This window comes from Spirillospora sp. NPDC046719 (assembly GCF_040645715.1).
Lineage (GTDB): Bacteria > Actinomycetota > Actinomycetes > Streptosporangiales > Streptosporangiaceae > Spirillospora.
In genome coordinates this window covers 24885-42806 of the sequence record NZ_JBEYYT010000016.1, presented here as the reverse complement: position 1 = coordinate 42806, position 17922 = coordinate 24885, and the positions used below count along the sequence as shown (strand labels likewise).

General features: G+C 67.4%; 13 protein-coding genes. 4 read left to right on the top strand and 9 right to left on the bottom strand.

The genetic code is table 11. From position 1 onward, the window contains the following. Positions 1-179: 179 nt before the first annotated feature. Positions 180-986, bottom strand: coding sequence for a hypothetical protein (locus ABZ914_RS04970; protein WP_500191721.1), 807 nt, complete (start codon positions 984-986; stop codon positions 180-182). 867 nt (positions 987-1853) lie between these two features. Between ABZ914_RS04970 and ABZ914_RS04965 the strand changes: the two genes are divergently transcribed. Next, positions 1854-2360, top strand: coding sequence for a very short patch repair endonuclease (locus ABZ914_RS04965; RefSeq protein WP_500191720.1), 507 nt, complete (start codon positions 1854-1856; stop codon positions 2358-2360). Between the two features lie 14 nt (positions 2361-2374). Here ABZ914_RS04965 and ABZ914_RS04960 read toward each other — a convergent pair whose 3' ends face one another. From ABZ914_RS04960 to ABZ914_RS04950, 3 genes are read right to left on the bottom strand one after another with little or no spacing between them, the layout of a single operon-like run. Further along, the gene (locus tag ABZ914_RS04960; protein ID WP_500191718.1) at positions 2375-3169 is read right to left on the bottom strand and encodes a protein NO VEIN domain-containing protein; all 795 of its coding nucleotides are present in this window, start codon (positions 3167-3169) and stop codon (positions 2375-2377) included. A 28-nt stretch (positions 3170-3197) separates the two neighbouring features. Then, a complete protein-coding gene (locus ABZ914_RS04955; RefSeq protein WP_500191716.1) occupies positions 3198-5033 on the bottom strand; it encodes a DEAD/DEAH box helicase in 1836 nt (611 codons plus the stop codon). Beyond that, entirely contained in the window at positions 5030-6445 is a 1416-nt protein-coding gene (locus ABZ914_RS04950) for a hypothetical protein (protein WP_500191715.1), read from the bottom strand. Before ABZ914_RS04950 ends, ABZ914_RS04955 begins: the two co-directional genes overlap by 4 nt. Positions 6446-6559: 114 nt before the next feature. On the opposite strand from ABZ914_RS04950, the gene ABZ914_RS04945 reads away from it, so the two are divergent. After that, entirely contained in the window at positions 6560-7258 is a 699-nt protein-coding gene (locus ABZ914_RS04945; RefSeq protein WP_500191713.1) for a KpnI family restriction enzyme N-terminal domain-containing protein, read from the top strand. 194 nt (positions 7259-7452) lie between these two features. Then, positions 7453-8805, top strand: a complete 1353-nt coding sequence (locus tag ABZ914_RS04940; RefSeq protein ID WP_500191712.1) for a DNA cytosine methyltransferase — start codon at positions 7453-7455, stop codon at positions 8803-8805. Between the two features lie 48 nt (positions 8806-8853). Here the strand turns inward: ABZ914_RS04940 and ABZ914_RS04935 are convergent, their stop codons facing one another. Continuing rightward, positions 8854-9450: a KpnI family restriction enzyme N-terminal domain-containing protein gene (locus ABZ914_RS04935; RefSeq protein ID WP_500191711.1), complete on the bottom strand. Its 597-nt coding sequence runs from the start codon at positions 9448-9450 to the stop codon at positions 8854-8856. A gap of 57 nt (positions 9451-9507) precedes the next feature. Further along, positions 9508-10956 carry a PIN-like domain-containing protein gene (locus ABZ914_RS04930; RefSeq protein WP_500191709.1) on the bottom strand — a complete coding sequence of 483 codons (1449 nt, stop codon included), beginning with the start codon at positions 10954-10956 and terminating at the stop codon, positions 9508-9510. A gap of 484 nt (positions 10957-11440) precedes the next feature. On the opposite strand from ABZ914_RS04930, the gene ABZ914_RS04925 reads away from it, so the two are divergent. After that, positions 11441-15013, top strand: coding sequence for a protein kinase domain-containing protein (locus ABZ914_RS04925; RefSeq protein ID WP_500191707.1), 3573 nt, complete (start codon positions 11441-11443; stop codon positions 15011-15013). On the opposite strand, the gene ABZ914_RS04920 is transcribed toward ABZ914_RS04925, so the two are convergent. From ABZ914_RS04920 to ABZ914_RS04910, 3 genes are read right to left on the bottom strand one after another with little or no spacing between them, the layout of a single operon-like run. Continuing rightward, on the bottom strand, positions 15010-15573 hold the full coding sequence (locus ABZ914_RS04920; protein WP_500191706.1) for a TetR/AcrR family transcriptional regulator: 564 nt from the start codon (positions 15571-15573) through the stop codon (positions 15010-15012). The genes ABZ914_RS04925 and ABZ914_RS04920 overlap by 4 nt on opposite strands. 18 nt (positions 15574-15591) lie before the next feature. Then, positions 15592-16758 carry an acyl-CoA dehydrogenase family protein gene (locus ABZ914_RS04915; protein ID WP_500191704.1) on the bottom strand — a complete coding sequence of 389 codons (1167 nt, stop codon included), beginning with the start codon at positions 16756-16758 and terminating at the stop codon, positions 15592-15594. Positions 16759-16775: 17 nt separating this feature from the next. Further along, positions 16776-17798, bottom strand: coding sequence for a lytic polysaccharide monooxygenase auxiliary activity family 9 protein (locus ABZ914_RS04910; protein ID WP_500191703.1), 1023 nt, complete (start codon positions 17796-17798; stop codon positions 16776-16778). Between the last annotated feature and the right edge of the window lie 124 nt (positions 17799-17922).

The window sequence follows — 17922 nt, the reverse complement described above, 5'->3', positions numbered from 1 at the left end:
CCCTCTCGACTGGTCGCGCCGGATCCTGCTGCGGCATGGCTTCCTCGTCGGCTTCGGGTGGTCAGTACCTCCCTGCAGTCAAGTCCGTCGGCCCCCAGGTAGGCGCCTTCTGCTCTGATCCGCACCGTGCAGCAGGTCGGCGGTGAGCGTGCATTCCTTCTGCGGCCCTCGACTTGCGATCAGCGCCATACGGCCCTCTCGTTGCCCTGAGATTTCAGGGCAGACAGCCGCTTGCCGGCCTCGCTGTGCCCGTTGCTCTTCGCGACGTAAAACCAGCGCAGAGCATCTGCATTCTGCTGCGTCATTTCCAGCATGTCGCCCAACAGGAAAGCGGCATCTGCATGGCCCGCGTCGGCAGCGAGGGTGAAATAGATCTCGGCGACTGCCCGACGCTCACTGTAGAGATACCAGCGCCCGGCCGCGAACGCTTCCTGCGCCGCGATCCCAGCATCCAGGTCTTCCGGGCTGCCCTGCCCCGCCTCGTGTGCGCGCTGGTTCCAGTATCGTGCGTCGTCAGTGTTGCCTGAGAGCCACTGGAGTATGGCGAGCTTTCGAAAGGTGGGCCCATCTTCTTGTGCGATCGCGCACTCGATCAAGCCGATTCCATATTCGCCGAAGAGGTCGGCGGTGCGGTCATGGCGCGGGTCGTTCGGGTTGTAGAAGCTGGTAACCGCCCCCCTGGGCGCGGTACCGGCAGCCAGTACAGTTTTTGCGAATGAAGTCGCGGCTTCTGCGGCCTTGGGCGACACTGCGGCCGCCTCCCGCTTTCCACACTGCAAATAATGGACCGTTAGATGAAGCAGCCGAAGGTTGCCTTTCTTCAGGGCCTTCAGAGCACTCCCCGTCGCCATGCGGCTGATAGTCGCCGTACTCAGGCGCGCTGGCAGATCGGGGCAGAGCGGCTTGTAGGCTTTTGCCGCGCGTTCGCTGTCTTCTGAGATGGCGCCCAGGGTGACCCCAGACCCTTTGATCAGCGCTTTCACCATGCGAATCTGCTCAAGAGGTATCTGCGTAGGGAGTGTTTTCTCTTCCACTGCCGCGAGCGCCTTCCTGTCCTGGCCGCCGAGAAGCTCGTGATCACAGGAGAGTAGACCGGTATGCCGTATCCGTCCAGGCGCTCGGTGTACTTTATGCCTCCCCGTCCAGATTCCATTTTTTTTCACGCTCGGAAGGACCGGCACACAACGTTCACCTCACCTTCACAGCGCTCCGCCGACCATAGACCGCGGTGTCTCGCTGCTGTCACGGAGGGCGCAGGCGATGAGACCGGCAGTCCAATCCGTTGCAATATTTCAGAGGGCGGTATGTGTGGGCCCGGAGGCTCTGAACGCGATCGCGCTGCACCGCGGCGGTGGTCGGCAGCCTCCCTGCGCTGCGGAACACGAGCCCAAGGTCCGGACGGTACAGCGACAACCACTCCCGGCTCGTTGATCCCACTCAGTTGCGCTGGCGGTGCTCGCGGGCCCCTGCCAGCCGCAGCGCTGCACGCACTGCATTGAAGTGGACGTCGCCTCTAATGCCTCGCACCCTAGGAGCAGCGTCATTCTGATCACAGGCGGGGGCCGCTGGCGGCCGAGGGTGGACTTTTTGCCAGGGGTCAAGCAAGTGGTCTGGTACTCGAACGACGAGTGGTTGCGGCGATGAGTTGGTCGAGCTGCAGCGAGGTCGGCGACGATGGTTGCGAGTTCCGCAAGGTCTAGGTGTTACGTGATGGACGCTTGGAGTACGCTGACGGGCAGCATGGGGCCAAGGGCGACCGGCCTTTCGGAGGTGCCCGTCGGGGCGGGGCAGCCAGCGCTGCCCCGGGCGAGTTCTGGCCCCAAGCGAATCGGTGAACGGGAGCTTGAAGAGACGTGGGGTCGGGCCATCGCGGCGCGGGACGAGTGGGTCCCGCAGCTGACGGCAGTGCGGTAGGCGACGTGGCTTGGACGCCTCCGGAAGGCTCGTGGGCATCGTCGGCCGCAAACCGCCGCAGCATGCTGGGCAACCGAAACCGCGACACATCGCCAGAGCTCGCCCTCCGGTCGCTCGTCCACGCCGCCGGATTGCGCTACCGGGTGGCTGCTAAGCCGCTACCAGGGATGCGACGTACTGCTGACATGGTTTTCCGGCCGACTCGGGTCGCCGTCTTCATCGACGGCTGCTTCTGGCACGGCTGTCCTGAGCACTTTGTACCGCCCAAGACCAACCCGGAGTACTGGCGCGGGAAGATCGGTCGCAACATGGAGCGTGATCGCGACACGGACGCACGTCTCGCAGAAGCCGGATGGGTCGTGCTGCGGTTCTGGGAGCACGAGTCAGCCGACCACTGCGCCCGCGTCGTCTGCGAGACAGTCAGGTCGCGCCGTCGCTCCAGCTAGGCGTATTCCGCAGTTCATCCGCGCAGCAGCGGCGAGGCTGTTGGAGCCAGGATAGGGGCGAGACGCGGGATGCCTTCTACCACTTGCTCGGGCGGGACGTCGATCCGACACGATTCCCATCGTCCGTGCAGCCCCTGGTCGCTCGGGGCCTGGTCTTCGATCCAGTTGCTAGGGACACAGCCGACAGCGTTAATCTCGAGCTGATCCGTGAGCTTGAGGACGACGAGCTGCCAGAAGTGGTCGCGCTGCATCACGTCGTATTCGCGGCGTGACAGGAAGAAGGTCATGCGGTTGCGCCGCGTGGTGGCTTTGACTTCTACGTGCAGGCGGCACCGGTCGGCAAGGACAGCGATGTCATAGCCGTACCCGTCGGAATGTGAAGCGACATGCTCGATTCTCGCGGTTGTCGAGGATGTGAGTAGCTCAACGAGGGCGGCCTCGCCGGCAGCGCCGATCCGCGAGCGTTCTGCAGCATCGACCTTGCCCTGGACAGCGTGGATCTCCTGGTACGCCTGGAGTTCGCTGAGCCCGAGCGTTTCGGCGGCCCGGGCCGCGTCGATCGGCAGTTCGGTCGGCTCCCGTACATGGAGGTCGGCGTCCGGGAACCATGGAGCGTCGCCGGTTAGGATAGCTGCCCGGAACACACGCTGGCTGACTGGTAGTGCGCTGTCTGAGCCGTGGAGGAGCCCGCACTCGTCAAGCCATCTATACGCGGCGTCGTATTGCGTAGGGCTGATGTCACTGTATTCGGCGTGGTTTGTAAACAGCGACCGGCACCTCGCCCTGCCGACGGCGGGCAGCTTCTCCATCCAGCGCACAGCAGCTCGGAGAACGGGATCAGGAAGCACGGGCACGGAAGTGGCCCATCAGCGCTTGGAGGTCTTCCTCGTCGAGGCCGCCGCCGACGGCAGGCTCCTCATCAAGATCGGAGAGCTGCCTCACACCCGGGTCGTCCAGCACGGTTCCCATGAACTCGAGCTTTTGATCAAGCCTCAGCTTCACAACCTCGTCGATGGTCTTCTCTGAAGCCAGGACGGTGACACGAGTCTCGGTCTCGGGGTCCAAGCCGAGCCGGTGGATCCGGTCCAGGCTCTGCAAGAAGCGACCGGCCGCGAAGTCGCGGTCGATATAGACCGCGTCGTGGCAGTCGTGATGGAGGCTGATGCCCTCTCCGAGGGTTGCCGGGTTCGACAGCAGTACCATGCAGTCGGGGTCGTTGCGAAATCGGGAGATCTCTGCTTCGCGGTCGTCTGTACCGCCGTGGACTACCGCTGGCTGGAATTTCTTGAGAATGCGCTCGAGGGTGTTGAGGCTGCGGATGAAGGTAGACCACACCAGGGTCTTCCGGCCTTGGGCAGCGTTGGCATCCACGATAGCTAGCGCTTCGCGGTACTTGGGCGACAACTCGTAGCTCGGCAGTTCGCGCAGCAGGTCATATAGCTGCGTTCCCCGCGGCACCTGCAGAGGCGGGACCTGGTACTCCAGCGGTTCGTAGCGGGTGCTCCCTGCATGGAGGAGCGCGGGGCTGGTCGCGGCCATCAGCAGGTAGACCGTGATCTTGCCCCATGCCAGGAAATCGGCCTCTGATCCGGTGGCGCGGGCGGAGAATCTACCGAGAAGCGCCTCGTAGATCTCGTTGTGCAGGGGCGGCAACTCGAGCGGCCTGATTGTCGTCCTGACCGGGGGAAGGCCCAACTCCCGTTTCGTTGTGCGGACGAACAGGGGGCGGAGGACCAGGCTCGCCTTAGCAAGGTCGCCGTCGCCGACAGCTTGGATCACTTGCTGCCGGCCGTAGCCCGGCCAGACGAACCCGAACAAATTCTCCAGGTCTTTGGCTCCGTTAGGCGCCGGCGTCCCGGTCAGGATGAGTCGGCGCCGGGCCCGCGGCCCGAGAGCTAGGCACGCTGATCCGTAGACGCCTCGGGAGCCGGCCTTCATTCGGTGAGCTTCGTCCAGCAGGAGCAGCGAGGGCCGCGCCGAGAGCCAGGTGGCGAGATCGTCGGTGGCGCCGTCCAGCCGCTCGTAGTTGATGAGCAGCACGTCAGCTGACGGGTCGGAGCCCTTGCCGTACACGGACATCCGCAGAGGCAGACTGAAGCACACTTTGTTCTCGTATAGCCAGGACTCGTAGGAAGACTTTGGGCCGACAACAAGCAGCCGCTCGGCCTCCCCGCGCTGGCGGAGCGCCTGGAACACAGCCAGGCCGACACGGGTCTTGCCGGCCCCCGGTACAGAGAAGTTCGCGCCATGGCGCAGCGACAGCAGCTTGGCAAGGTCGCGGCGCTGGAAGGAGGTGAGGTTGCCTCTCCAGAGGGGTCCGAGGAGTTCTTCGATGTTCTCTGGAGCTAGCTCGGCTTCGATCGGTGCTGCCGAGCCGAGCCGCTGGGCAACAGTCTGTGCGCCGATGGCGGAGTCTTTGGCCAGGTTGGCTAGTTGCGGGTCCCAGCGCACGCTGCCGGGCTCTGGCCACGTTCTAAGGGCGCGGAGGTTGCTGAGCAGGTCGTCGATCTCGACATCGAGGATGCTCGGGGTGCGCTGGATGCCGCTCTGGAACCGCAAGGCGAGCCGTCGCAGGTCAGCTTGGCGGTCCTTACGCACATTCAGTCGGGCAGTGACTGCATCGTCCCCAAAACCGATCTCGAGGCTCGGTCCTGCGCCGTCGCCCACTGTCACCGGTCCTTTGTAGCGTTGAGCAGCCAATCAACGCCGTCGCCAGGGGAGGTAAAGGCCCTTCCGGCCTGCTTGGCTAGGCGAGTCAAGCTGTCACGCAGAGTGATCAGGGCATCATCGAAGGCGTCTTCGTCCAGAGCGCGCTTGGCCTTGGCTTCGGCGAACTCAGCGGCGCACTGGTCGATGTATTCCGCAGCGTCTGTTATCCGCGCCGGAACAGCAGTCTTCCGCTTCCGCAGCTGAACGTCTTTTCCAGCGAGGTCAGTTGCTGTAGCGAACACCTCCCCGGCGACAGAGAGGACCGCGTTCGCGCTAGAGACTTCGGCTGGAGAGAGCTTGTCCGGGGCTCTCCTGGCCGCATCCGCCTTCAACAGCTTGTCTGTGAGGTCTCGGACGGCTTTGACTTCGGGCGCGTCATCGGGGAGGACGACGTCGTCGAGCCCGGGTATGCCCTGCGATGCCGTGTTCTCCTCCGTATCCGGGCGAAGAGAGTCGGGGAGCCGCTTCTCGAGATAGCGGGTGTAGAAGTCGGCTTCGGCGAGGCGGAGCGTCGTCTTGGGGAGACCCAGGACCACCATGGCGAGACGTGCTTCCTTCAGCCGTTCAGCCGCGTCGGGGTCTGCTGCAGCCAAACTGGCGTAGTCGCGCGCCAGCTCCCGCAGCTTCTCCTGGTGGTCTTCGAAGTCCACCAGGCGGAGAGTCACCCCGCCTTCGGCCTTGCTGCGGTCGATGGCGTCGTTAATCAGCTCGTAGACCCAGCGGTCCCGCTTGAGGGTCGGCAGCTTGATGTTGAATTCTCTGGCGACGTCCTCCTGCTTTCGCCCTGCCGCAAGCTCCTCCTCCACAGCTATGAGCCGGTTGAGGTAGGAGTAGTCACGGCGCTTGTCGCGGCGCAGCTGCAGGGACAGCTCGACCCTGTTGATGTCCTGCCGACTGGTGTCCTCAGGCAAGACGCCGACGCGGATGTACTCTTTCCCCAGCTCTCGCAGTGCTGCGCACCGGGTGTTGCCATCGACGAGGATGCCGGACGGGCTGATGATCCCCGGGTCCCGCTGGCCGAACTCTTCCAACTCGTCGAGGAGTGCTGCGTAGTCAGGATCCGTCTTGCTGAGATCCTTGGGGTCCCGGGTCAGCAGGTAGCGGAGGTACTCCTGGCTTTCCTCGCTCCAGGGCTGCTCGTTGAGGACCCGGTTGCGCTCAGGGTCAAGGGTGCGCTGGGCCCGGACACGGTGAGTGTCCGGGTTGAAGTACAGCATGCTGACCGGCATGGAGATCACATAGAGGTGCCGCTGCTCGGCATCCCGCCAGTCGACGGTTACCTTGGCGCCGTCCTCAGCTATCGCCTGCTTCAGCCGCTCCTGGACGAGCGCCCTGATCTTTTCACCCTCGGGCGGGATACCAAAGCTCGCAACCATAAACAAAGTCCCTCCGGCAAGCTAGCGTAGCGACCGCCGTGGGTTTCGTGGCCCGAAACGCTTCGGCCGCTCGGACTGGCATGCTGCCACGCTTCGTGGTTAGGGGGAGACAGAGTGAACGCACCTGCCTGGAACGCCGCAGGCCTCAAAGCAGGCAGTATGGTCCGGGCTGCTCTATGGCTCATCCAGGAGGTAGGCGAGGGCAACACCTTCACCAAGGAGCAGCTCCGAGCTTCCTTCCCAGGCGTCTCGCAGATCGACCGCCGCGTGCGCGATCTGCGCGACTACGGCTGGGTCATCCTAGCCAACACCGAGGATGCCAGTCTGACGACCGAGGAGCAGCGCTTCCTCAAGGCGGGAGCCGCCGTCTGGGATCCGAGGGAGCGGCGCGCCGCCGCTCCCAAGAACGCCCTGTCCGCCAAGGAGATCAGGGCTGTCATGGAGAGAGACGACTTCCTGTGCACAGTCTGCGGCATCTCAGGCGGCGAGGAATACCCTGACGACCCCAACAGGACGGCGGTACTGTCGGTGACCCGGTGTACCACGATCCTGCCGGACGGCCGTGAGGAGGTGCTGCTGCTCACTGAGTGCAAGCGCTGCCGAGCCGGCTCGCCTGGAGCCCCAGCCAGGGCAGACGAGCTCGTGGCTGACATCCGCACCCTAGATCCGGTGGAGCGGCGACGGCTCGCCCGTTGGATCGAGCGCAACCGCCGCGTCTCCACCCCTCTCGACCGCGTCTGGTCGGCGTACCGGAGGCTGCCGGCAGAGGCTCGGGCCGAGGTCCTTGCAGAGTTGAGGGCTGAACTCCGATAGAAGCGCGGCGCAGGTCGACGGCTGGTCGCCCCGACCGTAAACTTCCACATTGCTCGTGGTCCCGCCCAGCGGGGCACTGAGGCGCATGGAGTACCCGCTCCGGCTCAGAGCTGCGACCGGGATGTCCGGATTCCCGCGGGCGGAACGCAACGCAGGCCGTAGACAGTCCCCAGGGTGCTTGAAGGGAGAACAACTTGTCCGGAGCAGCCGAGGGCAAGCCGCTCGAGGTCGTGGAGATCTGCGCCGGCGCAGGCGGCCAGTCGCTCGGCTTGGAACGCGCTGGCTTCCGCCACCGCCTCGCCATTGAGCTGGACGACAACGCAGCCCGGACACTTCGCCATAACCTTGTCAAAGTCCTGGGATACGACGAAAAAGAGGCCGACGACACTGTCCGTGTGGGCGATGTAGCCGACCCCAAGACATGGAAACTCGATGAGGACTGGGATCTCAGCGAGTACAAGGATGTGGACCTACTTGCTGGAGGCGTTCCCTGCCCTCCATTCAGTATTGCCGGCAAGCAGCTCGGCGCCAATGACGAGCGCGACCTGTTCGCCTGGGCAGTCGAGCTGTGCGGCCGCATGAAACCCAGAGCTCTTCTCCTGGAGAACGTAAAAGGATTGAGCAGGAGCCGTTTCACTGCGTATCGGCAGCATGTCCTCGACCGCCTCCAGGAGCTCGGCTACGTCGCCGAGTGGCGGCTGCTCCAGGCCGACCAGTTCGGAGTCTCCCAACTCCGACCCCGTTTCGTGCTGATTGCCCTGCAGTCGGAGTATGCTGAATACTTCCACTGGCCGAAACCGAATGCCGAGCGTCCTCCTACAGTCGGCGAACTGCTCCGGGATTTGATGGCCCAGGGAAATTGGAGTTCAGAAAGGCTCGAAGCCTGGGTCAAGCAGGCTAACGACATCGCCCCTACCATCGTGGGGGGCTCGAAAAAGCATGGCGGTGCCGATCTTGGCCCGTCCCGCGCGAAGGAGGCGTGGGCGGGTATGGGCATCGACGCCAAGGGGGTCGCCGACGATCCGCCGGGACCGAAGAACCCGAGGGTCAAAGGTGTCGAGCACCCGATGCTGACGGTCGAAATGGTTGCCCGAATCCAGGGGTGGCACGGTGAGGACTTCGCCGAGTGGGAGTTCCTCGGTCGCAAGACATCTAAATACCGTCAGATCGGAAATGCTTTCCCTCCGCCGGTCGCGAAGGCGCTCGGCATAGCGATCAAAAACGCCCTGCTGAAGACCGGCGAGCCGCGGCCCCTCGTCGAGGTCTCGAAGGTCGCCCACGATCCTGTCTACAAGATTCTTCGGGGCCGGAAGCGCCCCATGACAGTCGAGCAGATGGTCGTAGAGCTCGCCAGCAACGGAACGCCGCTTGAGCAGCCCGAGGTCGAGCGTCGCCTCGTCCACCTCGGTCATGATTTCGAGCTGATCCAAAAACAGCGTTCAAGCGGAGAGGTCGCTTTCCAGTTGGGCGATTTCAAGGCTTTTATAGGTCAGGATGACCACCAGCGCCACCAGTTGTTCATCCAGCATCGGGCCAAGATAAGTTAATCCCAAGCGAATGGAATTGCGCGTTGGGTGCACCGACTGGATCGGCCTTCAGGGATGACACCCCAGGATGCGCGCGAGTTCTTCTTCCGGCATCTCTCTGTACTTCCTCTTGTGGGCCACGTTCTTGATGATAGATGGGATCATCGAGAAGTCGGGATCGCTGGACACCAGCCTGTAGAAGTCGATTCCCTCTGATTCGGAGCTGGCGATGGGGAAGCCAAGTTCCCGCAGCTCCCTGATCCGACGCTCGGTGTGAACCGAGTCCGCAGTGACGGTGCGTAGCAGTGAGCCGGGGACTTCTTCACCGACGCGTTGGTGAAGTAGGCAGAAGAGTTCCTCGTTGACCCGGCTCTTGTAGGGGACCGCCAGGTAAGCATCCGGCAACTTCCCCTTGTATTGCCGCTGCAGCTCCTCTTTGATCTCTGCACGCCGCATATGGAACTCCTCGCAGCGCTCTGGAAGGCCCATGCGGACGTAGGCCCTCATGGATTCCGCCAATAAACGCTTCGCATAGAGGTATGCGTCTATAAGTTCCTCTCTGTTTTCAGAAGCTCCTTCGAGCTTGCGGGAAAGCTCGCCTACTGCAATCACGGTATCGGGCTTCAGGCGCGCCCACTCTTCGCTGGCAGTGTTTTTCTCTGGCATTTACTCAATCCAAAGTGTCGATCGGACCGGGCAAGAGAACCCCAGGGTGCGCTTATTCTAAGCATCCCTCCCAGAGGTGGGATCGTTCTTTTCGGAGTGCGCATTCAACCATCGCACCTCAAGACGCAGCAGCGAACTGCGGTCTGCCACCGGAACGGACCTGACAGCGTCTACGAACCAGGGGGCGATCCAAGAAGAGGACCGGTAGGGCCACTGGCCCGGAGGGAAGACCTCGCCGCCGACCCAGCTCTCGTCCGGAGGCTCCCCTGAGATGACGACGGCTCCCAGGTCCACGCTGGGCTCGTTCTCTGCCGACTCCCTGAGATCCAGCTGGGTGGTGACTCCGATCAGCCACCACTTGAACACCAGATTCTCTGCGTCGCTCAATACGTACCGCACTACTGAAGAAGGCAGCTCTGCCGCGCGGCAAGCCTTGAGCAGGAGTTCTTCTGGCGGCGTCAGCGCACGTGCCTGCCCCTCGGTTATCACTGCCGCACCGCGCGCTCGGCTGTCTCTCGAGTCTGCCGCCTTCTCGATCTCCTCCACCGTGCTCTGGGCGATGGCGGCATCGAGGTATTCACGGACACCTTTGAAGAAGTCCTGCGGCCGCACGACCAGTAGCTCGGCTTGCGACCGCCTCCCCATCTCCTCGAAAAGGTGCGGCCACGGCTGGTTCGTACGCCCTGGAGCGGACGGCTCGTACCAATCCTCTTTGGCGTCGCCCGATACGAACAGTACTCGCCGCGGGGGCGGCAGCTCGGCGGCTCGTTGGACAATCTCCTCCCAAAGCAGGAAGTCGCCGGCCGCTGCCAGATCGGTGTCCTTGCCAAAGTCGGCGAACCCAGGGGGGATGCGGTTCGGATACCGGAATCCAGTGGCCCATTCCACCCGCTGCTGAAGGTCCGAGTTGGATGGCGGCTCCCCGATTCGGTCTCCGTAGAGCTCCGCGACCTGGCGCAGTACGCGGTCCGATCCGGATACCAGGGAGCCGAGCTGGACGTCGTGGGAGTCTCTGATCTGCTCGGCGCGGGCTATAAGCTCTTGCTTCCAAGGTGCGGTGAGCTTCTCGAAGCTCTGCCGGTTGATGAGTTCGTCGAGCTCCTTCTGCCCCGACTCGTCATTGGCGTGTTCTGCGAGGAGCTGCTTCACCTGGGCAAGGGTGGACGCGATATCCTTCCAGGCTTGCTCGAAGCCTTTTCGGACTTCCTGCGCTGCTGCCCCGAGGAGCCTGGTGCGGTCGTGGATGACCTTGTTCCGGCCGCGGACGAATTCCAGCCCCACCTGATACGGCATCCAAAGGCGATCGACGACCACCTTCAGGGCTTCGATCACCTCATCGCGTGCAGACGGCGTGTATCGGTACAGGTCGAGCAGCACATTCGTGTCCAGAACGATCATTCCGCGGGTGTAGAACGGCTCACGGGCGTGTGCGTCGACCCCGCCGTTCGCTTCGATCCACGCCCGATACCGCTGGATCAGCGGAAGGTCAGCAGCACCATCAACCACTTGAGCCTCTCCTCGTCCTCTACTCGCCATGCTGGTTGTCGGCTTGAGGGTGGTCAAGGGGGTCTAGGGAGTTCGGGCCTCGTGATCTGAGTCGATAGCGGCCGGTTTGTAACGCGGGACAGCCGCCTGATGACCGTCGAGTTGTGGCGCAAGAAGAATCGTGGGCAGCGGCCGCCGCCATGGTAGAGCCCGGGCCGCCCCTGGTCATCTCGGTAAATCGTGGAAGGGAGGACTCAGCCTCGCCGTCGAGGGCCGAACTCGAAACCGAGGAGTTCTCGATGCTCGAGCCGACTTGCTGAGGAACGGCTGCTAGTCGCCACCCAGCGGTGGGCGGGGTGGCATGGGGTGGGTCACATCGGGGTGGGAGGGAGCAAAAGAACATTCATGTCTGTATATCCTGGCGACCTTGAGGGCGCCGGAGGGCGCCCCGGTCGTGAAGGGTGCCCGCATGTCCGGTCCGCTTTTGGTGAGTGATCCTCGGCAGTTGGGCGGGTACTGGCTGGCCGGGCGGCTGGGGGCCGGTGGGCAGGGGGTCGTTTACGAGGGGTACGACGCCGGGGGCGCGCGGGTCGCGGTCAAGGCGCTGCATGTCGAGACGGTCAACGAGGCGCTGCGGAACGGGCTGCGCAAGGAGGTCGCGACGCTGCAGCGGGTGGCGTCGTTCTGCACGGCGCGGATCATCAGCGCGGATCTCGACAGCGTGCCGCCCTACATCGTCAGCGAGTACGTGCCCGGGCCCGATCTGGCGGAGTGGGTGCGGGAGCGGGGGGCCTACGGGGCGGACGAGCTGCACCGGCTGGCGATCGGGATCGCGACGGCGCTGGCGTCGATTCACCGGGCCGGGATCGTCCACCGGGACCTGAAGCCCGCGAACGTGCTGCTGGGGCCGGACGGGCCGCGGATGATCGACTTCGGGATCGCCAAGACCGACGAGATGTCGCGCAGCGCGACGGGGGCTCTGAAGGGGACGCCGCGGTGGATGGCGCCGGAGCTGTTCCGGGGGAAGCGCGCCACGCCCGCGGTGGACGTGTGGGCGTGGGCGGTGGTGGTGCTGTTCGCCGCCATGGGGCGGGCGCCGTTCGATGGTGAGACCTTGGCGAGCCTGCACCACCAGATCCTGAACGAGCGGCCGAAGACGGACGTGCTGGCAGAGCCGTTGCGGGGACTCGTGGACGCGGCGCTCAGCCAGGATCCGGAAGAGCGCCCGAGCGCGCAGGACGTCCTGGACGGGCTGCTCAGCGGGGTGAGCGGGGACGCGCTGGAGGCGGGGACGAAGGCGGCCGGGCTGGGGGAGCCGCCGTCGGTGACGTTGCCGCCCGCGCTGGGGGACGTCGCGGAGCAGGTGTACAGGGGGCTCGGCTGGGAGGCACAGCAGGCGGTGCCGCGGGTGCTGCTCAGGATGGTGGCGGCGCCGGCGGACGCGCAGGGCGCGCTGCGTCCGGTGCCGGTGGGCGATCTCGTGGACGGGGTGACGAGCGAGCGCGCGTTGCAGGAGGTGCTGGAGGGGTTCTGCGGCGCGGGGCTGCTGCGGCGGGACGGCGTCACGATCTCCATCGCGACGCCCGCGCTGCTGCGGGCCTGGCCGCGGCTCGCCGAGTGGGTGACGGCGGAGAGCGAGGGGCTCGCCGCGCATCAGGCGCTGGCGGGTGCGGCGCGGTTGTGGAACGCGAACGGGCGCAAGCAGGCCGACCTGCATCAGGGGTCGGCGCTGGACGGGGCGCTGGCGTGGGCGTCGGTGGGGCGGCGGCAGCTCACGTTGAACCTGGTCGAGCGGGCCTTCCTGGACGCGTCGGTCCGGCAGACGCGGGACCGTGCCCGGACGCGGGCCGCCGTCACGACCACGCTGGCGGTGCTGCTGGTCATCGCGCTGTGCGCGGGGGCGGCGGTCGCGGTGCAGAGCCGGAGCCTGCGGAAGACGAACGCGACGGTGGCGGAGCAGCGGGACTCGGCGATCGGGCGGCAGCTCGCGACGCGGGCCGTCCAGCTGCGCCGGACGGATCCGGTGCTGGCGCGGCGGCTCGCCGTGGCCGCGTCCGCGCTGGCCGGGGACACGTTCGAGACGCGCGACGCGCTGCTGACGCTGACCGAGCAGTGGGAGCAGGGGATGTTCCGGCCCGCCGGGGTGGGGACCGACTGGAACACGTTGAGTCCCGACAAGGCCGGTCCTTATACGTGGTTTAAGGACAACACCATCATCCTGGGCGACCCGGATACGAAGAAGGCGCTGACCCTGCGCGTTCCGGGCGCGGGCGTGGCCGGCCTCGGGCTGACGCTGGACGGCAAGCGGCTGCTCTCGCTGCAGAAGGACGGCACGCTGGCGCTCTGGGACACCGCGTCCGGGGCGCGGACTTCGCTGCCGTTCAAGCACGCGATGGGGGACGGGCTCTGGTTCAGCCCGAGCGGCGCGCGGCTCGTCACGACGCACCACGGGACGGTCAAGATCCTCGACACCGCCACCGGGAAGGTGCTGTTCACCGCCAAGGAGGACTTCAGCATCACGGGCCCGATCTTCTCGCCGGACGAGAAGTCCCTGGTGGGGGTGGCCAAGGACGGCGGCCACTGGAGGCTCGTCGGGCGGGACCTCGCCTCCTTCAAGCGGATCAAGGTGCCCGAGCCGGTCCGGGACCTCAAGGCGACGTCCATGATCGCCTTCAGTCCCGACGGGCGCTTCTTCGCGGCGACCGGGGCCGGAGGGGCGAAGGACCAGATCACGGTGGTGGACGCCAGGACCGGCGAGCTGCGCACCCGGCTGACCGTGCCGAAGGGGTACGACGGCCTCGACACCGACATCACTTTCAGCCCGGACGGGAACTTCCTCGCGTCGAACATGGCGCTGTGGAGCACCGATACCGGCACGGCCGAACCGCCCTACCTGTTCTACAAGCCGGACGACATGTGCAACCACACCCGTTTCAGCGCGGACGGCCGGAGCCTGCGCTGCGTCGACAGCGAGGGGCGCGTCCAGGGCATCGACGTGTCGGTGTTCGTGCGTCCGGTGCAGGTCGCGCGGCCGTACGGCGACTCGGCGATCAGCCTGGACGGGTCGACGCTGGCCACCGCGGACCCGTCGCCGTCCAACGGCGTCCAGATCTGGGACACCGCGAAGCGGGCCCGCCGCACGACGCTTCCGATCACCTACACGAACGGCTACGGCGGCGACCGGATGGCGCTGTCGCGCGACGGGCGGCTGCTCGCGCTCGTCCGGCAGGACCGGACGGTCGAGATCTGGGACGTGCGGTCGCGGACGAAGCGGACCGCCATCGACCTCGGCCCCGCGGCGATGCCGTCGTCCCGCCCGCTGCCGTCCTTCTCGCCGGACGGCAAGGCCATCGCGACCGTCACGCTCGGCGGCCCGGCGACCCCCGCGAACCAGGACCAGCCCCGGACGACGCAGCTGCGGTTCTGGGACACCGCGACCGGGCGGCAGCTCGGGCAGGCGCGCGCGGCGGGACGGACCGGAGCGTCGGACGGCTCGCCGGAGCTGAAGACCGTCTGGAGCGCGGACGGGAAGAGCGTCGTGTCCGCCAACGACCTGGGCGTGGTCGCGTTCCCGTCCGGGAAGGTCCTCGCATCGCCGAACCCGCTCGCCACGACCGTCCAGGCCGCCGACCGGCAGGGGACGCTCGTCACCGTGCAGGACCGCTCCGACCGGCGGTCGCTCTCGTTCTGGAACGTCCGGACGCTCAAGCAGATCGGCACCCCCGTCGCGACGCCGGACGGGAAGACCCCGATCGCGGCCCTCTCGCCGGACGGGCGGCTGCTCGCCACGACGGACACGCAGGGCAAGATCGACCTCTGGGACGTGCGGGGGCAGCGGCGGCTCGGGCTGCCGCTCACCGGGCACACCTCGGCGTCGGTCGACGCGACGATCGAGTCGCTGGCGTTCAGCCCGGACGGCACCCGGCTCTACAGCGTGAGCGGCGACGACGGCAAGCTCGTCACCCACACGGTCGCGCCGCGCCTGCTGAAGGACGGCCTGTGCGCGCGGGTCGGGGGGCTGTCGAAGCGCGAATGGGCGCAGTACGTCCAGGACATCCCCTACGAGAAGACCTGTTAGCCCAGCAGGATCTCCAGCATGCGGTCACCGGGGTCGGATCCGGCGGCGGCCCCAGGGCCGGCAGCGGCGCCGGGCGCGCCGGACGGGACCAGGTAGCCGCCGACCCACGAGCGCAGCATCAGCAGCGCCCGCAGCCGCGCGTCGTCGGCGCCGAACCCGAGGCCCTCCAGGCACGCGGCGATGTGCCCGAGCAGCGCGCGGTCGGCGTGCCGGACGGCCTCCTCCGCCGCCGGGTCGTGCTGCGCCCACAGCCGCATCGCCCGGTCGACCGGCGCGATCTCGCGGCCGAGCGCCTGGATGCGGCGCAGCCGCTCGCGCGGGTCGCCGGTGCTGCCGAGGGCGAGGTCCAGCATCTCGTCGGTCCGCTCGTGCGCCCACCGGTCGAGGAGCGCCCGCATCAGCTCGCCGCGGTCCTTGAAGTGCCAGTAGAAGCTGCCCTTGGTGACGCCGAGCCGGGCGGCGAGCGAGGTGATCGCGACGCCGCGCTCGCCGGTGCGCGCGAGTTCCTGGTAGCCGGCCTCCACCCAGTCCCGCCTGGCCATCCTCGTACGGGCCGTCATCGCGCTCCCCACGCTCCGCTACACCAGGACCACCGGTCCCGGGTCCATCCCCAGCTCGATCCTGCCGTAGAGGGCGTACGCCGCGTCCGGGTCGAAGACCACATGCCCGCTGATCGTATTCACATCCCGCTGGGCCCGCTGGAACGGCGAGTCCGCGAACTGGGTGCTCGCGCCCGCCGCGCCGCACAGCTCGTTCACGACGCGGCGGGCGGTAGCGGCCACGTGCGCGGCGACCAGCCGGGCCCGGGCGCGGCGGTGCAGGCCGGTGGCGTCGCCCGCGGCGGCGGCCCCCGCCACGTCCCGCAGGGCGTCCTCCAGGAGCAGCCGCGCCGCCGCGAGGTCCGCGGTGGCGGTGGCAAGGCGGATCTGGCCGCTCATCAGGTCGCGCTGCCGCTCGCCGCTGTAGGCCATCCGCCGGCTCCGCATCCGCTCGGCGAACCGCGCGAGCACGCCCTCGGCGATGCCGAGCACGGGCGCCGCGCTGGTCAGCGCGAACACCGGGACGAGCGGGGTCCGGTAGAGCGGCGCCGGGTGGACGCGCGACCCGGGCGAGCGCCCCTCGGTCAGCGCCGCCAGCGGCACGGAGCGGTGCGCCGGGACGAAGACGTCCGCCACCTCGATGTCGTTGCTGCCGGTCCCGCGCATCCCGCTGGTGTGCCAGACGTCGTGGACGGTCACGTCCGCGCGCGGAAGCAGGAACAGCCGCGGCTCGATCGCGCCGTCGGTGGTGACCAGGCCCATGACCATCGCGTGGTCGGCGTGCACGGAGCCGCTGCCCCACGACCAGCGTCCGGTGACCCGGTGCCCGCCATCGGCCGGCTCCGCGGTGCCGGTCGGCGCGAGGACGCACGGGATCAGCGCGTACGGCCGTTCGGCCCAGACCTCCTCCTGCGCCTGCTCCGGGAACAGCGCCACCATCCAGTTGTGCAGCGTGTAGATGACCGACAGCCAGCCGGTGGACGCGCAGGCGGCGCCGGCCGCGCGGCACGCCGCGACCATCGGCTCGAACCCGAGCTCGGCGCCGCCGTGGCGCTTCGGCACGAGCATGCTGAACAGGCCGGACGCGGCCAGGTCCGCGATGGTGGCGTCGGGCAGGCGGCGCGCGTCCTCGGCCTGCCGGGCGCGCTCGGACAGCGCGGGCGCCAGCTCCCGCACGCGGCGGACGATCTCGTCTCCGTACTCCATGGTACGGAACCATACCCTCAAGTATGGCGGCTCGGGCGGTGAGGGCGGCCGAGGCCGCGTGGGCGCCGGGGGCGGCCGGGGCGGCCGGGGCGGCGAGGGTGGCGGCCGGTCAGGAGGAGGCCCGCGACCCCGCCGAGGGCCAGCCCGGCCGTCCCCGTCATCAGCACGGTTCCGGTGATGGTCGCGGGACTGTCGTCCGTGGTCCTCGCGGCGGGCTCGGCGTTGACCCGCCCTGCCGGGGCGCCGCCGTGGACGTGCCCGTGCGCGGTGAGCGGCGCGGCCGGTGCGGAGGGCGCCGGCGTGGACGGGGCCTTCCGCGCGGGCGCCCCCTTCGCCTTCCCCTTCGCCTTCGGTACACCGGCGGCGCCGGTCCCGGCCGTCCCGCCCTTGCCGCCGAAGACGACGTCCGAGCAGGAGTAGAACGCCTCCGGGCTGTCGCTGCGCTGCCAGATCGCGTAGATCAGGTGCCGCCCCTTCTTGCCCGCCGGGATCCGGCCGGGAAGCTGGTAGGCGCCGTCCCTGACCGGCGGGTCGCTCTTGGTGAGGAACGGCCTGCTCTCCAGGTCCGCCCAGGTGAGCGGCTTGCGCGGGTCGTAGCCGTCCCGCGTGACGTACAGCTCGAACCGGCCGCGGTGGACGGCCGTGACCTGGTAGCGGAACGTGTAGGAGGCGCCCGCCGCCAGGCGCGTCGCGGGCCAGTCCGCCCGCGGCAGGTCCAGGCCGCGGAAGGCCGCGACGCCCGCGCTGCACAGCCGGCCGTCGGGGATGATCCGCCGGTGCCGCCCGGCCGCGTCGCCGATCCGCACCCCGTTCCAGTCGTAGAACGCCTGCTTCCCGCTCGCCGAGACGGCCGCCCGGCACGCCGCCGACCTGGGCGACTCAGGGTTCTCCTGGTAGCAGGCGAGGACCCGGCTCACCGGCGTCCGCATCGAGCCGTGGGCGAGCGCGGGGGACGCGACCGCCGCGAACGCCGCCAGCGCCGCGGCTCCGGCGGCGGTGACGGTCGAGGCACGTCGGAACAGCGCGGCACCGGTGTTCATCGGACTCCCATCTGAGACGCCATCGGCGAGGCCCGAGAGTAAAAGCGCGACGCGCGTTCCGGAACGGTCTTCAGAAGCTCTTAATCGATGCCTCAGCGACCTTTACGGGGATCGCTCCGAACTG